This is a genomic window from Paracoccus acridae (assembly GCF_014642735.1).
GTDB classification, from domain to species: Bacteria; Pseudomonadota; Alphaproteobacteria; order Rhodobacterales; family Rhodobacteraceae; genus Paracoccus; species Paracoccus acridae.
This window is the reverse complement of record NZ_BMIV01000003.1, coordinates 325,099-343,365: the sequence shown is the minus strand read 5'-3', so window position 1 is coordinate 343,365 and position 18,267 is coordinate 325,099. Positions and strand designations below refer to the sequence as shown.

Annotated in this window: 17 protein-coding genes; 8 read left to right on the top strand and 9 right to left on the bottom strand. The window is 65.7% G+C overall.

All coding sequences use genetic code 11. The annotated features are described in order from the left end of the window. The 3 genes from IEX25_RS06975 to cysQ form a co-directional block, all read right to left on the bottom strand. Positions 1-897 (bottom strand): UTP--glucose-1-phosphate uridylyltransferase, encoded by an 897-nt coding sequence (locus tag IEX25_RS06975; RefSeq protein WP_103171983.1) that lies wholly within the window; start codon positions 895-897, stop codon positions 1-3. 185 nt (positions 898-1,082) lie between these two features. Beyond that, the gene (locus IEX25_RS06970; protein WP_188714588.1) at positions 1,083-1,883 is read right to left on the bottom strand and encodes a 3-deoxy-manno-octulosonate cytidylyltransferase; all 801 of its coding nucleotides are present in this window, start codon (positions 1,881-1,883) and stop codon (positions 1,083-1,085) included. Between the two features lies 1 nt (position 1,884). Next, positions 1,885-2,682: a 3'(2'),5'-bisphosphate nucleotidase CysQ gene (gene cysQ / locus IEX25_RS06965; protein ID WP_103171985.1), complete on the bottom strand. Its 798-nt coding sequence runs from the start codon at positions 2,680-2,682 to the stop codon at positions 1,885-1,887. A 129-nt stretch (positions 2,683-2,811) separates the two neighbouring features. On the opposite strand from cysQ, the gene IEX25_RS06960 reads away from it, so the two are divergent. The 8 genes from IEX25_RS06960 to IEX25_RS06925 all read left to right on the top strand — a co-directional run bounded on the left by IEX25_RS06960 (position 2,812) and on the right by IEX25_RS06925 (position 12,354). Next, the gene (locus IEX25_RS06960) at positions 2,812-3,633 is read left to right on the top strand and encodes an ABC transporter permease (protein ID WP_103171986.1); all 822 of its coding nucleotides are present in this window, start codon (positions 2,812-2,814) and stop codon (positions 3,631-3,633) included. Positions 3,634-3,799: 166 nt separating this feature from the next. Continuing rightward, positions 3,800-5,716 carry a molecular chaperone DnaK gene (dnaK, locus tag IEX25_RS06955; protein ID WP_188714587.1) on the top strand — a complete coding sequence of 639 codons (1,917 nt, stop codon included), beginning with the start codon at positions 3,800-3,802 and terminating at the stop codon, positions 5,714-5,716. 80 nt (positions 5,717-5,796) lie between these two features. Continuing rightward, entirely contained in the window at positions 5,797-6,954 is a 1,158-nt protein-coding gene (gene dnaJ / locus IEX25_RS06950; protein WP_103171988.1) for a molecular chaperone DnaJ, read from the top strand. A gap of 48 nt (positions 6,955-7,002) precedes the next feature. Further along, positions 7,003-7,770 (top strand): RadC family protein, encoded by a 768-nt coding sequence (gene radC / locus IEX25_RS06945; protein ID WP_188714586.1) that lies wholly within the window; start codon positions 7,003-7,005, stop codon positions 7,768-7,770. Between the two features lie 274 nt (positions 7,771-8,044). Further along, on the top strand, positions 8,045-8,605 hold the full coding sequence (gene petA, locus IEX25_RS06940; protein WP_103171990.1) for a ubiquinol-cytochrome c reductase iron-sulfur subunit: 561 nt from the start codon (positions 8,045-8,047) through the stop codon (positions 8,603-8,605). 12 nt (positions 8,606-8,617) lie between these two features. Beyond that, positions 8,618-9,940 carry a cytochrome b gene (gene petB / locus IEX25_RS06935; protein ID WP_103171991.1) on the top strand — a complete coding sequence of 441 codons (1,323 nt, stop codon included), beginning with the start codon at positions 8,618-8,620 and terminating at the stop codon, positions 9,938-9,940. A 667-nt stretch (positions 9,941-10,607) separates the two neighbouring features. Then, positions 10,608-11,369, top strand: coding sequence for a cytochrome c1 (locus IEX25_RS20070; protein ID WP_229665092.1), 762 nt, complete (start codon positions 10,608-10,610; stop codon positions 11,367-11,369). A gap of 109 nt (positions 11,370-11,478) precedes the next feature. Beyond that, complete coding sequence (locus IEX25_RS06925; protein WP_188714584.1) at positions 11,479-12,354, top strand: ribokinase; 876 nt, start codon at positions 11,479-11,481, stop codon at positions 12,352-12,354. On the opposite strand, the gene phoB is transcribed toward IEX25_RS06925, so the two are convergent. The 6 genes from phoB to IEX25_RS06895 all read right to left on the bottom strand — a co-directional run bounded on the left by phoB (position 12,351) and on the right by IEX25_RS06895 (position 18,264). Then, the gene (phoB, locus tag IEX25_RS06920; RefSeq protein ID WP_103171994.1) at positions 12,351-13,040 is read right to left on the bottom strand and encodes a phosphate regulon transcriptional regulator PhoB; all 690 of its coding nucleotides are present in this window, start codon (positions 13,038-13,040) and stop codon (positions 12,351-12,353) included. The genes IEX25_RS06925 and phoB overlap by 4 nt on opposite strands. Positions 13,041-13,045: 5 nt before the next feature. Next, positions 13,046-13,768 (bottom strand): phosphate signaling complex protein PhoU, encoded by a 723-nt coding sequence (gene phoU / locus IEX25_RS06915; protein WP_103172129.1) that lies wholly within the window; start codon positions 13,766-13,768, stop codon positions 13,046-13,048. 19 nt (positions 13,769-13,787) lie between these two features. Further along, on the bottom strand, positions 13,788-14,585 hold the full coding sequence (gene pstB, locus IEX25_RS06910; RefSeq protein WP_188714583.1) for a phosphate ABC transporter ATP-binding protein PstB: 798 nt from the start codon (positions 14,583-14,585) through the stop codon (positions 13,788-13,790). A gap of 20 nt (positions 14,586-14,605) precedes the next feature. Beyond that, positions 14,606-15,964: a phosphate ABC transporter permease PstA gene (gene pstA / locus IEX25_RS06905; protein ID WP_103171996.1), complete on the bottom strand. Its 1,359-nt coding sequence runs from the start codon at positions 15,962-15,964 to the stop codon at positions 14,606-14,608. Next, positions 15,961-17,166 (bottom strand): phosphate ABC transporter permease subunit PstC, encoded by a 1,206-nt coding sequence (gene pstC, locus IEX25_RS06900; protein WP_188714582.1) that lies wholly within the window; start codon positions 17,164-17,166, stop codon positions 15,961-15,963. The genes pstA and pstC overlap by 4 nt, the downstream gene beginning before the upstream one ends. A 69-nt stretch (positions 17,167-17,235) precedes the next feature. Further along, the gene (locus IEX25_RS06895) at positions 17,236-18,264 is read right to left on the bottom strand and encodes a substrate-binding domain-containing protein (protein ID WP_188714581.1); all 1,029 of its coding nucleotides are present in this window, start codon (positions 18,262-18,264) and stop codon (positions 17,236-17,238) included. Positions 18,265-18,267 lie beyond the last annotated feature (3 nt).

Sequence of the window (18,267 nt, the reverse complement as noted above, 5' to 3'; positions counted from 1 at the left end):
TTATTCGGCCGCCCGGCGCATCGACATGATGTCGTGCAGGTATTCGGCGAATTCTTCCTTCAACTCGTCGCGTTCCAGGCCGAAGGCCACCGTCGCCTGCAGGAAGCCGGCCTTCGATCCGCAGTCGAACCGCTGGCCGCGGAAGCGCAGGCCGAAGACGTCGCGCCCTGCGGCGATGTCGTCGGCGATGGCGTCGGTCAGCTGGATTTCCCCGCCCGACCCGGCTTTCAGCTTGTTGAGGTTCTGCATGACCGTCGGCGCCAGGATATAGCGCCCGATCACCGCCAGGTTCGACGGTGCCGTGCCCAGCGGGGGCTTTTCGACCATGCCGCGCACCTTGACGATGGCGCCCATGTCCTCGGCCACGTCCAGCACGCCATAGGCCTGGGCCTTTTCGGGCGCGACCTCCATGGTGGCGACCATGCTGCCGCCGGTTTCGCCATAAGCCTCGATCATCTGCTGCAGGCAGGGCGGGTCGCCCATGATCACGTCGTCCGTCAGCACCACCGCAAAAGGTTCGTCATCGGCCACCAGGCGGCGCGCGCACCAGACCGCGTGACCCAGGCCCAGGGCCTTGTGCTGGCGGATATAGGCGATGGCGCCGGATTCCATGTTGGTGGTGCGCAGGACTTCCAGCAGGTCGTTCTTGCCGGATTTCTTCAGGCTGCTTTCCAGTTCATGCGCATGGTCGAAATAATCTTCCAAGGCACCCTTGCCGCGCGAGGTGACGAAGATGAATTCGGTGATGCCCGCCGCCCGCGCCTCGTCGATGGCGTATTGGATCAGGGGCCGGTCAACCAGCGTCATGATCTCTTTCGGGATGCTTTTCGTGGCGGGAAGAAAGCGTGTCCCCAGACCAGCTACGGGGAAGATGGCCTTGGTTACTTTACGAGTCATGTGCTGACACCTTTTTCGATCTTTCGGGGCCATCGAGGGCCGAACGCAGCTTAACGCAAAGTCACCCGCAAAGGCTGCATTGTTCAAGCGCAATCATAGCGTCCTCGGCAGTTTGGCGCCAATGCAATTGCAGAAAAACACGCCCGATTTTCGGCAAATGCTCTTTATCGGCGGTTGCGGAGACTTCAGTCCAGGTTCATGGCCCGCATCATCTCCTCCAGTCGGGGCACATCCTGGGGGTTGTTCAGTTCCCAGAACAGTCGGCCGCGCGACTCGACCTCGACGCACAGGATGCGGCGGCCGCGTTCCAGGAACCGCAACTGTTCAAGCCCTTCCAGCCCTTCCAGGCGGCCTTCGCCCCAGGTCGCATAATCCGCAAGCGCCCCGGGGCGATAGGCATAGACGCCCACATGATGAAAGACCGGGCTGGGGTCTTCATTGCCGAAATCGCCCGCAGCGAAGGGGATGACTTCCTTGGAAAAATACAGCGCCTGTCCGTCATGACCGAAGACCGCCGTGGTGCCGCCCACGCGGCCTGCATGGCGGTCCGCGACAAGATCCGCGCGCATCCGGCCCGTGCAGCGCAGGACCGGCGTCGCCACGTCGAAGCCGGGGCCGGCGCGCAGGCCCGCCACCAGATCCTCGACGAACCAGGCAGGGGTCAGGGGCGCGTCGCCCTGCAGGTTCACCACGATCTCGGGCGTCAGGCCCAGGTTCGCCACCGCCTCGGCGCAGCGTTCGGTGCCATTGCGGCACAAGGCCGAGGTCATCACCACCTCGGCCCCGAACCCTTCCGCGTGCTCGCGGATCCGGTCGTCGTCGGTGGCCACCACCACCCGCTCCACGCCCGAGACCGCCATGGCCGCGTCCCAGCTGCGCCGGATCAGGCTTCGCGCCTGGCCCGACGCGCCGCGCAGATCGACCAGCGGCTTGCCCGGATAGCGGGTCGAGGCATGGCGGGCGGGAATGACGATCACGACCGACATGTCAGGCCCGAACCAGCAGCACGCCCGGCGCGAAGGCGATGAAGAACGGGTTTTCGAACCCCGGCTTGCCATAGGTCAGGGGGGTATGGTCGTCGAACCGGACCACTTCGCCGCCGGCGCCACGCAGCACGGCATCGCCCGCCGCCGTGTCCCATTCCATCGTGCGCCCCAGCCGGGGGTAAAGATCGGCCTCGCCCGTCGCCACAAGGCAGAACTTCAGCGACGACCCGGCACTGGTCATGTCGCGCACCGCGTATTGGGCGATATAGTCGTCGGTCGCGGCGTCGCGATGGGATTTCGACGCCACCACCATCAACCCGCGGTTGTCGGGGATCGGGTTCACGCCGATGGGAACGGTTTCGCCCGGAACCTCGCCGAAGGGGCCGTGCTCCTCGACCGAGCGCCCGTCGGCGGTGGTATAGAACAGCCGTCCCTTGGCCGGGGCATAGACCACGCCATGCAGCGGCACCCCGTCCTGGACATAGGCGATGTTGACCGTGAAATCGCCGCGCCGCTGCACGAATTCCTTGGTGCCGTCCAGCGGATCGACGATCAGGAAGGTTTGCGCGGCCTGGCCATGGCTCGCGGCCTGCTCCTCGGTGATCAGGGGGATGTCCGGGAAGGCCTCGCGCAGCCCGGCCGAGATCAGCGCATCGGCGGCCTCGTCCGCGGCGGTGACGGGCGAATCGTCGGATTTCGCCCGGATTTCGAAATCATCGGCCTGATAGATTTCCATGATCCGTGCCCCCGCCTGCAGGGCCAGTGTCCGCATCAGGGCGGTCAGTCGTTCAAATTCCATCTAGTTTCCTTCCCTGACGGCCCTTTCGGCACGGCCCTGTCGATTGTGAGGAGGGCCGGACACTCTTATGATCGCGGCGGACGGCTTGGGCAAGCGCCCGTCGGACAAGGCAGCAGGCGGGCAGGGACTTTGTTCAACCAGCGAAAGAACAGCACGATCATCCAGGCGGGCGGAACGACGCTTGGCCTGATCTATCACCAGACCGTCTACAACCTGCGCAACGATCATCGCAACGCGGTCATGGGCCTGCTGCTGACGATCCTGCAATCCGCGATCTTCATGATGGCGTTCCTGCTGATCTACCTGGTCATGGGGGTGCGCAACTCGCCCATTCGCGGCGATTTCATGCTGTATCTGATGTCGGGCATCTTCATGTTCATGGTCCATGTCCAGGCCTCGGGCGCGGTGGCGGGCAGCCATTCGGTCTCGGGCGGGCTGGTCAAGCACGAACCGCTCAACCCTGCGATCCTGATCGCCTCGGCGGCCCTGGCGGTGCTTTACCGCCAGACGGTCAGCTGCATCGCGATCCTGTGGCTGTATCATGTGGTGATCGCGCCGATCCGGTTCGACTTCTGGCCGGGATCCCTGGGAATGTATCTGCTGTCGTGGTTTTCGGGGGCCTGCATCGGACTGGTGTTCCTAGGGATCCGGCCCTGGTCGCCGCGCGGGTCCAAGCTGCTCACCACAGCCTATCAGCGGATCAACATGTTCGCCTCGGGCAAGATGTTCGTGGGCAACCTGGTGCCCAATGCCCTGCTGCCCTGGTTCATCTGGAACCCGCTGTTCCACATCATCGACCAGCAGCGCGGCTTTCTGTTCATCAACTACACGCCCCTGAAGACCGATCCGCTTTACGCGCTCTGGTTCTCGCTGGCGGCCATGATGATCGGGCTGCTGATCAACTTCACCACCCGCAAATACGAATCCATCAGCTGGAGCGCGGCTGATTGAGCAGGCGCAAATTGCCCGCATCCGGCGCTTGCGGGGCTTCAAACCATCCCTATATACACCCCCGAAGCGTCCGGGTTCCCGGACCTGAAGAGTGTTTTTGGGATCGGGCCTCGGGGGCCGTAACGGACCCGAAGTCCAGTGTAATCGCCGCAAGAAGGAAACAAGCATGTCAAAAGTCATCGGCATCGACCTCGGCACCACGAACAGCTGCGTCGCGATCATGGACGGCAGCCAGCCCAAGGTCATCGAGAACAGCGAAGGCGCGCGCACCACGCCCTCGATCGTGGGCTTCACGGAAAGCGAGCGTCTGGTTGGCCAGCCTGCCAAGCGCCAGGCGGTCACGAACCCCACCAACACCGTCTTTGCCGTCAAGCGCCTGATCGGCCGCCGCATCGGCGACGAGGCGGTTGAAAAAGACAAGAAGCTTGTCCCCTACAACATCGTGGATGCCGGCAACGGCGACGCCTGGGTCGAGGTGCGGGGCGAGAAGTATTCCCCCGCCCAGGTCAGCGCGATGATCCTTCAGAAGATGAAGGAAACCGCCGAATCCTATCTGGGCGAGACGGTGACGCAGGCCGTCATCACGGTTCCCGCCTATTTCAACGACGCGCAGCGTCAGGCGACCAAGGACGCGGGCAAGATCGCGGGCCTGGAAGTCCTGCGCATCATCAACGAGCCGACCGCGGCCGCCCTGGCCTATGGCCTGGACAAGAAGGACAGCAAGACCATCGCGGTCTATGACCTTGGCGGCGGTACCTTCGACATCACCATCCTGGAAATCGACGACGGGTTGTTCGAGGTGAAATCGACCAACGGGGACACGTTCCTGGGCGGCGAAGACTTCGACATGCGCATCGTCAACTATCTGGCGGACGAGTTCAAAAAGGAACACGGCGTCGATCTGACCAAGGACAAGATGGCCCTTCAGCGCCTGAAGGAAGCCGCCGAGAAGGCCAAGATCGAACTGTCCTCGGCCAGCCAGACGGAAATCAACCAGCCGTTCATCAGCATGGACAAGAACAGCGGCACCCCGCTGCACCTGGTCATCAAGCTGACGCGCGCCAAGCTGGAAAGCCTGGTGGGCGACCTCATCAAGCGCACCATGAAGCCGGTGGCCGACGCCATCAAGGACGCGGGCGTGTCGAAATCCGACATCGACGAGATCGTCCTGGTCGGCGGCATGACCCGGATGCCCAAGGTGATCGAGGCCGTGACCGAGTTCTTCGGCAAGGAGCCCCACAAGGGCGTCAACCCCGACGAGGTCGTGGCCCTGGGCGCGGCCATCCAGGCCGGCGTGCTGCAAGGCGACGTCAAGGACGTGGTCCTGCTGGACGTGACGCCGCTGTCGCTGGGCATCGAAACCCTGGGCGGCGTGTTCACGCGCCTGATCGACCGCAACACCACGATCCCGACCAAGAAGTCGCAGATCTTCTCGACCGCCGAGGACAACCAGAACGCCGTGACGATCCGGGTGTTCCAGGGCGAACGCGAAATGGCCGCGGACAACAAGCTTCTGGGCCAGTTCAACCTTGAGGACATCCCGCCCGCGCCGCGCGGGTTGCCGCAGATCGAGGTGACCTTCGACATCGACGCCAACGGCATCGTGTCCGTCAGCGCCAAGGACAAGGGCACCGGCAAGACGCAGAACATCACCATCCAGGCCTCGGGCGGCCTGACCGACGAGGATATCGAGCGGATGGTGAAGGACGCGGAAGCCAATGCCGATGCCGACAAGCAGCGCCGCGAACTGGTCGAGGCCAAGAACCAGGCCGAAAGCCTGATCCATTCGACCAGGAAGTCGCTGGAAGAACACGGCGACAAGGTCGATGGCTCGACCGTCGAGGCGATCGAGCTGGCCGTGGGCGCCCTGGAAGAAGCGGTCAAGTCGGACGACGCGGGCAAGATCCGCGGCGGCATCCAGAACGTGATGGATGCGTCCATGAAGCTGGGCGAGGCGATCTACAAGTCGCAGCAGGCGTCGCCGGATGCCGGTGACGACGACGGCGACCGCGCGCGCAACGTGGACGACGACATCGTGGATGCCGATTTCGAGGATCTCGGCGAAGACAAGAAGCGCGGCTGATCCGGGCCGCACCCTTTCGGGGCCGGTCCGCGGGATGACGCGGGCCGGCCGTTTCGTTGGGGAACCAGACAGGACAAAAGATGGCCAAGCGTTGCTATTACGAGGTTCTGGGCGTGACGCGCGGGGCATCGGCCGAGGAAATCAAGAAGGCCTATCGCCAGAAGGCGAAGGAACTTCATCCCGACCGCAACAAGGACAACCCTCAGGCCGAAGCCCATTTCAAGGAAGCCAACGAGGCGTATGACTGCCTCAAGGACGACCAGAAGAAGGCGGCCTATGACCGCTTCGGCCATGCGGCCTTTGACGGCGGCATGGGCGGCTTCAACGGACGCGGCGCGCATCCGGGCGATTTCGGCAGCGCCTTCGCCGATGTGTTCGAGGATCTGTTCGGCGACATGATGGGCCGCCGGGGCGGCGGCGGGGGCCGTTCGCGGGCACAACGGGGCCAGGATCTGCGCTATAACTTGCGGGTCAGCCTGGAAGACGCCTATGCCGGGCTGAAGAAGTCGATCACCGTTCCCGGCTCCATCGCCTGCGAGGAATGCCAGGGCACCGGCGCCGAAGGCGCGACCCAGCCCGCCGCCTGCCCGACCTGCGCGGGCATGGGCAAGGTCCGGGCTCAGCAGGGCTTCTTCACCGTCGAACGCACCTGCCCCACCTGTGGCGGCCAGGGCCAGATCGTCAAGAACCCCTGCAAGGCCTGCCATGGCGCGGGCCGCATCGAACGCGAACGCACGCTGTCGGTGAACATCCCCGCCGGCGTGGAAACCGGCACCCGCATCCGCCTGGCCGGCGAGGGCGAGGCAGGCCTGCGCGGCGGCCCGGCGGGCGATCTTTATATCTTCATCGAGGTGCAGGACCACGCGATCTTCCTGCGCGACGGCAAGGTCCTGGCCTGCCAGGTGCCGGTCAGCATGGCCACCGCCGCCCTGGGCGGAGAGGTCGAGGTGCCGACCATCGACGGCGGCCGCGCCCGCGTCAAGGTTCCGGCCGGCAGCCAGTCGGGCCGGCAGATGCGCCTGCGCGGCAAGGGGATGCCGCCCCTGCGCCACGGCCCTGGCGCCGCGGGCGAGCCAGGGGACATGCTGATCGAACTGGTCGTGGAAACCCCCGTGAACCTGACCGCCCGCCAGCGCGAATTGCTGCGCGAGTTCGAGGCCGAACAGGCCGACAACAGCCCGCAATCCGACAGCTTCTTCAACAAGGTCAAGAACTTCTGGGAGGGGATGCGCGGCTGATCCCGCGCGTTAACCTTTCCTTCACCGCTGCGGGTCCATGCTGGCGCCATGGACCCGAATCGCACCTTTGGCGAAATGCCCCCGCCCTTGTTCCAGCCCGCCCCCGACGAGGCGGCCCTGATCGCGGTTCCCGGCGGCAAGGCGCTGTCCTATCTGGCCGATCACCGCGCCCGGCTGCGCGACCGCTTCATGAAGGGCGGCGCCAGCGCCATGCCGGATTACGAGATGCTGGAACTGGTCCTGTTCCGCGCCATTCCCCGCCAGGACGTGAAACCCCTCGCCCGCCGCCTGATCGAGACCTTCGGCGACTTCAACCGCGTGCTGACGGCCCCCGCTACCCGGCTGGAACAGGTTGCGGGCGTCGGCCCGGCCGTTGTCACCGAACTCAAGATCGTCGAGGCTGCGGCGCAGCGCATGGCGCGGGCCAAGGTCATGCACCGCCCCGTGCTGTCAGGATGGGACGCGCTTCTGGATTATTGCCACACCGCCATGGCGCATCGCGAGATCGAACAGTTCCGCGTCCTCTATCTCGACCGCAAGAACGTCCTGATCGCGGACGAGGAACAGGCGCGCGGCACCGTCGATCATGTCCCCGTCTATCCGCGCGAAATCATCCGGCGGGCCCTGGAACTGAATGCCTCGGCCCTGATCCTGGTCCACAACCACCCTTCGGGCGATCCCACGCCCTCGGATGCCGACATCACCATGACGGCCCGGATCGCCCAGGCCGCCGACAGCATGGGAATCACCATCCACGACCACCTGATCATCGGCAAGTCGCGCGAACTCAGCTTCCGCAGCCAGGGCCTTTTGTGAGATTCTTCTTCCTTCACATATCCTCGGGGGTGAAGGCCGCTTGCGGCCAAGGGGGCTGAAAGCCCCCTGTCTTGCCCGGCCCTTGCCCCAGAACCTGCGACGAAATGCCCGCGACAAATTTCCAACATCGGCTGGGCATCCGGGCCGCCTGCAGAGGCTTACCCGCTGGACTGACAGATAATTGAAGGCTAGAACCGCCCCCGCGAAGGCTGCGACAATGCGCGGCCCGGATTGTCGTATCGGCCGGTCCCCGGCCCGAATTGGAGAATGACCCGTGTCCCACGCAGATGACCACGTAGGCACCCGGAGGGATTTCCTCTATTATGCCACGGCGGGCGCAGGCACGGTGGCCGCCGGTGCCGCCGCCTGGACGCTTGTGAACCAGATGAACCCCTCGGCCGATGTCCAGGCGCTCGCCTCGATCCAGGTCGATGTCAGCGGGGTCGCGGAAGGCACCCAGCTGACCGTCAAGTGGCTGGGCAAGCCCGTGTTCATCCGCCGCCGCACCGCCGAGGAGATCGAGGCCGCCCGCGCGGTCGATGTCAGCGAACTGATCGACCCCAGCGCGCAGAACGCAAACGACCCCACCGCCCCCGCCACGGACGAGAACCGCACCCTGGACGAGGCCGGCGAATGGCTGGTCCAGATCGGCGTCTGCACCCACCTGGGCTGCGTTCCCATCGGGGACGGCGCGGGCGATTTCGGCGGCTGGTTCTGCCCCTGCCACGGTTCGCATTATGACACCGCCGGACGCATCCGCCGCGGCCCCGCGCCGCAGAACCTGCACATTCCCGTCGCCGAATTCCTCGACGACACCACCATCAAGCTGGGCTGAGGAGGGATCTCGATGGCCGGAATTCCGCACGACCATTACGAGCCCAAGACGGGCTTTGAAAAGTGGCTTTACCGCCGCTTGCCGATCGCAGGCGTGATCTATGACACGATCATGATCCCCACGCCGAAGAACCTGAACTGGATGTGGATCTGGGGCATCGTCTTGATGTTCTGCCTGGTCCTGCAGATCGTCACCGGCATCGTCCTGGTGATGCATTACACGCCGCATGTGGACATGGCCTTCGCATCGGTCGAACACATCATGCGCAACGTGAACGGCGGCTACATGCTGCGCTATCTGCACGCGAACGGCGCCTCGCTGTTCTTCGTGGCCGTGTATCTGCACATGTTCCGCAACCTTTACTACGGCAACTACAAGGCCCCGCGCGAGGTGACCTATATCATCGGGATGCTGATCTATATCCTGATGATGGCCACCGCCTTCATGGGCTATGTGCTGCCCTGGGGCCAGATGTCCTTCTGGGGCGCGACCGTGATCACCGGCCTGTTCGGCGCGGTCCCGGGCGTCGGCGGCGCGATCCAGCAATGGCTGCTGGGCGGACCGGCCGTGGATAATGCCACGCTGAACCGCTTCTTCTCGCTGCACTACCTGCTGCCCTTCGTCATCCTGGGCCTTGTGATCGTCCATATCTGGGCCTTCCACACCACCGGCAACAACAACCCCACCGGGGTCGAGGTGCGCCGCACCAGCAAGGAAGACGCGCAGAAGGACACCCTGCCCTTCTGGCCCTATTTCGTGATGAAGGACCTGTTCGCGCTTGGCGTCGTGCTGGTCGTGTTCTTCGCGGTCGTGGGCTTCATGCCGAACTATCTGGGCCACCCCGACAACTATATCGAGGCGAACCCGCTGGTGACCCCGGCCCATATCGTGCCGGAATGGTACTTCCTGCCCTTCTACGCGATCCTGCGCGCCTTCACGGCCGATGTCTGGATCGTGCAGATCGTCCAGTTCCTGTCCTTCGGCATCATCGACGCCAAGTTCTTCGGCGTGCTGGCGATGTTCGGCGCGATCCTGGTCATGGCGCTTGTGCCGTGGCTGGACACCAGCCGGGTACGCTCGGGCCGCTATCGCCCGCAGTTCAAGTGGTGGTACTGGCTTCTGGCCCTGGACTTCGTGCTGCTGATGTGGTGCGGCGCCATGCCGGCCGAGGAACCCTATGCCACGATCTCGCTGATCGCCTCGGCCTATTGGTTCGCCTATTTCCTGGTCATCCTGCCGCTGCTGGGCGTGATCGAGAAGCCCGAGCCGATGCCCGCCACGATCGAGGAAGACTACCTTGCGCATTACGAATCGCCCACGCGCATGGCCGAGTAAGGAGAGCCAGACGATGACCCTGAGAACCAAGACGCTCACGGCCGCGCTGGCCCTGGCCATCTCTGCGGGCGGCGTCGCCCTTGCGCAGGATGCGGCCACTCCGGTTCCCGCCCCCCAGGGGGGAACCGGTGCGCAGCAGTCGTCCGAACCCGCCGCCACACCGGCGGAAACCCCTGCCGAGGCGCCCGCCGCCCCGGTCGAGGCCGGATCAGGAGAAACCCCGGCTGGGGAAAGCGCAACCGCGCCGGCCCAGTCGTCCGAGCCGTCAACAGCCCCCGCCGGGGCCGAGCAGACGCCGATGGAGGCACCGGAAACGCCTTCGGTGACCGCGACGGACGGCGAAACCCCGGCGGAACCCCAGGCAGAGGACGCGGCTGAACAGCCCGCCGCCCCGGCCGAGCCTGCGGCGGAACCCGCTGCCGAGGAACCCGCTGCCGCGCCCGCCGAAGATGCGGCGGAACCGGCTGCGGCGGAACCCGCCACCGACGCGCCCGCCGAAGGCGCCAGCGATGCTGGCGAACCGGCTGCGGACGCGGTCCAGGTCACGGAAGGCGACGAAGCCGCCGCCCCGGCGGAAACCACCGGCACGGTGGTGGCCGAGGAAGGCCATGACGACATCGAGGGCACGCCCGAGGATGACGCCAGCGAAGCCGAGGGTCACACCGCGATCGAGGGCGAGGAAGAGCATGCCGACAGCCACGGCGCCGTCCATATCGAGGACATCGCCTTCAGCTTCGAGGGTCCCTTCGGCAAGTTCGACCAGTTCCAGCTTCAGCGCGGCCTTCAGGTCTATACCGAGGTCTGCGCGGCCTGCCACGGCCTGAAGTTCGTGCCGATCCGCACGCTGCATGACGACGGCGGCCCCGGCCTGCCCGAGGACCAGGTCCGCGCCTATGCCGCGAACCTGACCCCGATCCTGGACCCCGAAACCGGCGAGGAACGTGCCCGTCTTCCGACGGACCACTTCCCCACGGTCACGGGTGACGGCATGGGACCGGATCTGTCGTTGATGGCCAAGGCCCGCGCGGCGTTCCACGGCCCCTACGGGACGGGCATCAGCCAGCTGGTCAACGGCATCGGCGGCCCGGAATACATCCATGCGCTTCTGGTCAGCTATACCGGCGAGGAAGTCGAACAGGCGGGCACGGTGCTCTACGAAAACACCGCCTTCGCCAGCGGCAACATCGCCATGCCGCCGCCCCTGTCGGACGATCTGGTCACCTATGAGGACGGCACCCCCGCCACGGTCGACCAGATGGCCCGCGACGTTTCGGCCTTCCTGATGTGGACCGCCGAACCCAAGCTGACCGACCGCAAGCAGGTCGGCCTGGTGTCGGTGCTGTTCTTGATCGTGCTGACCTCGCTGCTGTATCTGACGAACAAGCGGCTGTGGGCGCCGCACAAGCGGAAGCTTCACAAGAAGCACTGATCCACGATCCCACGATCTTGGCGCGCCCCCCTGCGGGGCGCGTTTTTCGTTACTGGACAATCCCCGCGCGCCCGCCACCATGTCCAGAAGGCATATCGAAAGGAAGCTCATGGCGATCTGGAACCTGGGGTCGATCAATATCGACCACGTTTATCGGCTGGATCACCTGCCCAGGCCGGGCGAAACGCTGGCCTCCCGCAGCTATGCGCAGGGTCTGGGCGGCAAAGGCGCGAACCAGTCGATCGCGGCCGCGCGTGCGGGCGCGATCACCCACCATGTCGGGGCCATGGGCACCGGCGACGACTGGGTGATCGCCCGCCTGCGCGACCGGGGCGTCTGCACCGCCGATATCCTGCGCCTGTCCGGCCAGGCGACGGGCCATGCCATCATCCTGCTGGACCAAGAGGCCGAGAATTCCATCGTCATCCATCCCGGCGCCAACCGGGCGATCACCCCGGCGATGCTGGAAAAGCCGCTATCGGCCATGAAGGTGCAGGATACGCTGCTGATCCAGAACGAAACCTCGGGCCAGACCGAGGCGGCCCGGATCGCGCGGCGGGTGGGCGCGCGTGTCGTCTATTCCGCGGCGCCCTTCGATATCGAGGCGGTTCGGCCGATGCTGCCCCATGCGACGATCCTGGCCATGAACGCGGGCGAGGCCGAGGCCCTGTTCGCGGCCATGCCGGGGAACCTGCCGGTCCAAGGCCTGCTGATCACGCGCGGGGGCGACGGCGCGGAATACCGGGATCTGATGACGGGCGAGGTTCACCGCCAGGCCGCGTTCCCGGTCAATCCGGTCGATACGACCGGGGCGGGCGACACCTTCACGGGCTATTTCGCCGCCGCCCTGGATCGGGGCGACACGATCCCTGCGGCACTGCGCCTGGCGGCGGGCGCGGCGGCGCTGAAGGTGACGATCCCCGGTGCGGGCGATGCCATTCCCGGGATCGAGGAGGTGATCTCCTTCATCGCCAACCGGGCCTAGCCCAGCGAATATCCCGTGCCGCGCACCGTGCGCACCGGGTTGTCGCCGCCGTTCTGCATCAGCGCCTTGCGCAACCGGCCCACATGCACGTCGATGGTGCGCGTATCGACATAGATGTCGCGCCCCCAGACCCGGTCCAGCAGCTGTTCGCGCGTCCAGACCCGGCCCGGCTTTTCCATCAGCGTGGACAACAGCCGGAATTCGGTCGGGCCCAGATGCAGCGGCTGGCCCGCGCGGAACACGCGATGTTCGGCGGCGTCCAGAATGATGTCGCCGAAGGACAGCCGTTCGCCCATGCTGGCGGGCCGGGTGCGGCGCAACTGCGTGCGCAGCCGGGCCATCAGCTCGACCACGGAATAGGGCTTCACGACATAATCATCGGCCCCGGTTTCCAGGCCCCGCACGCGGTCGCTTTCCTCGCTGCGGGCGGACAGCATGATGATGGGGATCGACCGGGTGGCGGGGTCCGCCTTGACCTGGCGGCAGACCTCGATCCCCGAGACCTTGGGCAGCATCCAGTCCAGCACCATCAGGTCCGGCTGTTCTTCCTGGACCAGCAGCAGCGCGTCCTCGCCATTGTCGGCCACCACGACGGCGAAGCCCTCGGCCTCCAGGTTGTATTGCAGCACCTCGCGCTGCGCGCCCTCGTCCTCGACCACCAGGACGCAGGGGGATTGCCGCGCCATCGCCGTCAGGCCTCTGCCGCGCCGGAACCCAGGCCCGGCACGTTGTTGTCCTTGGGGCGGCTTTCCTCGGGCATCTCTCCGGTCACAAGATAGATCACCTGTTCGGCGACGGCGGTGGCAAGATCGCCCATCCGTTCGACGTTCTTGGCGATGAAATGCAGGTGCATGCAGGCGGTGATGTTGCGCGGGTCTTCCATCATGTGCGTCAGGAACTCGCGGAACAGCGCGTTGTACATCTGGTCCACCTCCAGGTCGCGCTGGCGCACATCCTCGGCCAGGCCGGCGTCCCGGCGGATATAGCTGTCAAGCGCGTCCTGGACCATCTTGCCCACCGCCGTGCTCATCCGGCGCAGGGCCAGGCCCGCGCCGTCGATGGGCGGCATCTGCGACAGCACATGGGTGCGCTTGGCCATGTTCTTGGCGTAATCGCCCACTCGTTCCAGCGAATGGGCGATCTTCATCACCGCGAGCACCATGCGCAGGTCGGTGGCCGTGGGCGCGCGCAGCGCGATCAGGCGGGCCGCGTCCTCGTTGATCTGCATCTCCAGCGCGTCGATGGCCTTGTCGCGGCGGCGCACCTGTTCGGCCAGTTCCACGTCGCTGGTTTCCAGGGCGGTGGCGGCATCCGAGATGGCGGCCTCGACCATGCCGCCCATCTTGACGGCCAGGGCCTGGATCGTTTCCAGATCGCGGTCGAAGGCCGACGAGATATGCTTTTCGCGGTTCATCATTCCTGCCCTTGTCCTGTCAGCCGATCCGGCCCGAGATATAGGCCTCGGTCCGGCTGTCCCTCGGCCTGGTGAAGATGTCGTCGGTGTCGCCGTATTCGACCAGGTTGCCCAGGTGGAAGAAGGCGGTCTTCTGGCTGACGCGCGCGGCCTGCTGCATCGAATGGGTGACGATCACCACCGAGAACTGGCTGCGCAGTTCTTCGATCAGTTCCTCGACCTGGGCGGTGGCGATGGGGTCAAGCGCCGAACAGGGTTCGTCCATCAGCAGGACCTCGGGACTGGTGGCCACCGCGCGGGCGATGCACAGCCGCTGCTGCTGGCCGCCCGACAGGCCCGTGCCGGGTTCGGACAGCCGGTCCTTGACCTCGTTCCACAGCGCCGCGCCGCGCAGGGCCTTTTCGACGATGCCGTCCAGTTCGGCGCGGTTGCGGGCAAGCCCGTGGATGCGGGGACCGTAAGCCACGTTGTCATAGATCGACTTCGGGAAGGGGTTCGGCTTCTGGAAGACCATGCCCACCTTGGCGCGAAGCTGCACCGGATCGACGCGGCGGTCATAGACGTCCTCGTTGTCCAGCAGGATCTGACCTTCGACCCGGGCGATGGGGATGGTGTCGTTCATGCGGTTGATGCAGCGCAGGAAGGTGGACTTGCCGCAGCCCGACGGGCCGATGAAGGCGGTCACGGTCTTGTCCAGGATGTCCACGTCCACATCCTTCAGGGCGTGCTTGTCGCCGTAATAGACCTGCACCTTGCGGGCGGAAATCTTGGTCTCTGTCTGGGACACGGCTTTCTCCGGGCGGTTCATATCGTACATATTGGCCTCCAACGGACCGATTACCAACGGCGTTCGAACTTGCGGCGCAGCCAGATGGCCAGCACGTTCATGCAGAGCAGGAAGATCAGCAGCACGATGATCGCGCCCGAGGCCCGTTCGATGAAGGCCGGGTCCGACCGCTGCGTCCAGTTATAGACCTGTACCGGCAGGGCAGAGGCCGGGTCGAACAGGCCGCCGGGCAGCCCGTCGGGGTGGTCGCGGATAAAGGCCACCATGCCGATCAGCAGAAGCGGCGCCGTTTCCCCCAGGGCCTGGGCCAGACCCAGGATCACCCCGGTCAGGATGCCGGGGGTCGCCAGTGGCAGGACATGGTGAAAGACCGACTGCATCTTGGACGCGCCCACGCCCAGGGCCGCGTCGCGGATCGACGGCGGCACGGCCTTCAGCGCGGCGCGGGTGGGAATGATGATGCGCGGCAGCGTCATCAGGGTCAGCACCAGCCCGCCCACGATGGGCGCCGATTGCGGCAGACCCGCGAAGTTGATGAAGGCTGCCAGCCCCAGGATGCCGAAGACGATCGACGGCACGGCGGCCAGGTTCGAGATATTGACCTCGATGATGTCGGTGATGCGGTTCTTGGGGGCGAATTCCTCAAGATAGATGCTGGCAGCGATGCCGATGGGCACCGCAAGCGCCAGCACCACCAGCATCATGTAGAACGACCCCAGGATCGCCACGCCCACGCCCGCCGCCTCGGGGCGCTGATCGGATGCGTCGGCGTTGGTCAGGAAGTTCCAGTTGAAGCGGGTGACCATCTCCCCGCGATCCGCCAGTTCCTGCGCAAGAAGAAGCTGCTGGGGCGAGGTGTTGCTGTCGCGTTCCGCGCTTTCCATCGTCACGCGGCCCTTGAAGTATCCGTCGATGCGCCCGCCGGTCAGCACGTCGAATTCGACCGTCTGGCCGACCAGATCCGGGTTGGCCAGCACGCGGTCGCGCACCTGGGCCGAGGCCTCCTTCGAGATCAGGCCGTCGATGTCCTTTTCCGTCAAGCCCTCGATCTGGATGCCGTGGCGGGCGACCGTCGCCTCGACTGCGGCGTCCAGGACCCGGCCATAGGACAGGGTCAGCACCTTGGCCATCTCGGCCGGGTCGCGGTTGCCCTTGGGGTCCAGCACGGCGGCGTCAAGCGTCACGGGGATGTTCAGATAGGTCTGGCGAAAGGCGCCCGCCCCGCCCGTCAGGATCGTCGCCAGCAGCACCACAAGCGCGATCATGGAAATCGCGATGGCGGCGACGCCATACAGGCGAAAACGCTTCTCGGCGGCGTTGCGGGCCTTGGTGCGCGCATCCTGTTCCAGAAGCGAGGCTGGCTTGCGGTCCGGCAGGGCGGCCGACGAGGACAGCGGCATATCGGTCATTCGTATTGCTCGCGATATTTGCGCACGATGTAGAGCGCGACCACGTTCAGGGCCAGGGTGATGACGAACAGCGTCAGCCCCAGGGCAAAGGCCACCAGCGTTTCGGGCGAATTGAAGTCGCTGTCGCCGGTCAGCTGGCTGACGATCTTGACGGTGATGGTGGTCATCGCCTCCAGCGGGTTGAGGCTCATCTGGGCCGCAGCGCCCGCGCCCAGCACCACGATCATCGTCTCGCCGATGGCGCGGCTGGCGGCCAGCAGGACCGCGCCCACGATCCCCGGCAGGGCCGCGGGCAGGACCACCTGGCGCACGGTTTCCGAAGGCGTCGATCCCAGGCCCAGGGCGCCGTCGCGCAAGCTTTGCGGCACGGCGTTGATGATGTCGTCCGACAGCGAACTGACAAAGGGGATCAGCATGATCCCCATGACCAGCCCGGCGGTCAGGACCGAGGTGCCCGAATTGCCCAGGCCCAGCGGCTGCGCAAAGTAATCGCGCAAAAGCGGTCCCACGGTGATCAGGGCGAACAGGCCATAGACGATGGTGGGGATGCCGGCCAGAACCTCGATCGCGGGCTTGACGAAGCCGCGCACCCGGCGCGACGCGTATTCCGACATATAGACGGCGGCGAACAGCCCGATGGGCACCGCCACCAGAAGCGCGATGGCCGACACATACATCGTGCCCCACAGCAGCGGCACGATCCCCAGTTGCGAATTGCCCTGGAAGCGCGGCGTCCATTCGGTGCCGAAGAAGAAGGTCTTCCAGTCATAGACCCGGAAGAAATGCCCCGTCTCGAAGACCAGGGACAGCACGATCCCGGCGGTCGTCACGATGGCGATCAGCGAACACAGCATCAGCAGGCCCAGCACCATGTGTTCGACCACGTTGCGGGCCTGGTATTCCCGGCCGATGCGCATCACGCCGAAGCCCAGCCCCGCGATGGCCGCGATCAGGGCGACGATGCCGATGATCGGGCCGGTGTCGCTTGACAGGACGCCGGCCAGGCGCAGGATCGCCCCCGCAGCCAACACCGCCAGCGCGGGCAGCAAGGCCGCCAGCCCGACGCTGGCCCCGTGATAGGCGGGGCGGCTGTGCAGCTTGCGGACATCGGGGCCGGCCGTGGCGAAGGCGCGGCTGCGGCCGACGATGTAACCGGCCGCGGCCAACAGGAAATTTGCAAACAACGCCCATGACAGCGGCATAAAGGGCAATCCTTCAGGGAAGAACGAAAGGGTCGGGACGGGGCGCAAGACGCGCACCGTCCCCCGGCATTACTGCATCGTGGTGCCGGCGGCGACGGCTTCCTGGGTCGCGGCCAGTTCGGGATCGGACACCAGCCCGTATTCGGCCAAGGGACCGTCGGGACCTGCGATCTCATCGGCCACGAAGAATTCCACGAATTCCTGCAGGCCCTGGATTTCGCCCAGATGGGCCTTCTTCACATAGAAGAACAGCGGGCGCGATACCGGGTATTCGCCCGAGGCGATGGTCTCGGTGGAGGGCGTGACGCCACTGATGGTGCCCACCTTCAGCTTGTCGGTGTTGTTTTCATAAAAGGACAGGCCGAAGACGCCGATCCCGTTGGGCGAGGATTCGATGCGGGCCAGCGTTTCGGTGTAGTCGCCGTCGATATCGACCGCGCGGCCATCGGTGCGCAGCGTCATGCAGGCCTGCTCGGCCGCGTCCTCGTCCATGCCCGAGGCGACGAAGGCCTCCATGGCGCCCGATTCCTCGCAGCCGGCCAGGATGACCTTCTCCTCGAAGACCTCGCGGGTGCCGTGCTTGGTGCCGGGCACGAAGGCCAGGATTTCCTGCTCGGGCAGGTCCGGGTTCACCTCGTTCCAGTTGGCGGCCGTGTTGTCCACGACCTGGCCGTCGCGGACCACCTTGGCGGACAGGGCGTTGAACCAGTCGGCGGGGGTATAGGCGAAGTCCGGGCCATTGGCGGAATTGGCGAAGACGATCCCGTCATAGCCGATGCGGACCTCGATGATGTCGGTGACGCCATTGGCGGTGCAGGTCTCGCGTTCGCCGTCGCGGATCGGGCGGCTGGCATTGGCGATGTCGATGGTGTTCGCGCCCACGCCCTCGCAGAACTTCTGCAGCCCGCCGCCGGTGCCGCCGGATTCCACGACCGGAACGGGGAAGTCCATGTTCTCGCCGAACAGTTCGGCCACGATGGTGGAATAGGGCAGCACGGTGGACGAACCCGACACCTGGATCTGGTCGCGGGCGGCCGCAGTTGTGGCCGAAGCGGCGATCACGGCCAGGGCCGAGACGGTGAATTTCACGGTGGACATGGA

Bases quoted from the DNA above. Each gene is read 5' to 3' on its own strand.
- pstC (WP_188714582.1), bottom strand. From the start codon at position 17,166: ATGCCGCTGTCATGGGCGTTGTTTGCAAATTTCCTGTTGGCCGCGGCC.
- IEX25_RS06925 (WP_188714584.1), top strand. From the start codon at position 11,479: ATGGCGATCTGGAACCTGGGGTCGATCAATATCGACCACGTTTATCGG.
- dnaJ (WP_103171988.1), top strand. From the start codon at position 5,797: ATGGCCAAGCGTTGCTATTACGAGGTTCTGGGCGTGACGCGCGGGGCA.
- pstA (WP_103171996.1), bottom strand. From the start codon at position 15,964: ATGACCGATATGCCGCTGTCCTCGTCGGCCGCCCTGCCGGACCGCAAG.
- phoU (WP_103172129.1), bottom strand. From the start codon at position 13,768: ATGAACCGCGAAAAGCATATCTCGTCGGCCTTCGACCGCGATCTGGAA.
- pstB (WP_188714583.1), bottom strand. From the start codon at position 14,585: ATGTACGATATGAACCGCCCGGAGAAAGCCGTGTCCCAGACAGAGACC.
- IEX25_RS06970 (WP_188714588.1), bottom strand. From the start codon at position 1,883: ATGTCGGTCGTGATCGTCATTCCCGCCCGCCATGCCTCGACCCGCTAT.
- dnaK (WP_188714587.1), top strand. From the start codon at position 3,800: ATGTCAAAAGTCATCGGCATCGACCTCGGCACCACGAACAGCTGCGTC.
- petB (WP_103171991.1), top strand. From the start codon at position 8,618: ATGGCCGGAATTCCGCACGACCATTACGAGCCCAAGACGGGCTTTGAA.
- IEX25_RS06975 (WP_103171983.1), bottom strand. From the start codon at position 897: ATGACTCGTAAAGTAACCAAGGCCATCTTCCCCGTAGCTGGTCTGGGG.
- IEX25_RS06895 (WP_188714581.1), bottom strand. From the start codon at position 18,264: ATGTCCACCGTGAAATTCACCGTCTCGGCCCTGGCCGTGATCGCCGCT.
- phoB (WP_103171994.1), bottom strand. From the start codon at position 13,040: ATGGCGCGGCAATCCCCCTGCGTCCTGGTGGTCGAGGACGAGGGCGCG.
- radC (WP_188714586.1), top strand. From the start codon at position 7,003: ATGGACCCGAATCGCACCTTTGGCGAAATGCCCCCGCCCTTGTTCCAG.
- cysQ (WP_103171985.1), bottom strand. From the start codon at position 2,682: ATGGAATTTGAACGACTGACCGCCCTGATGCGGACACTGGCCCTGCAG.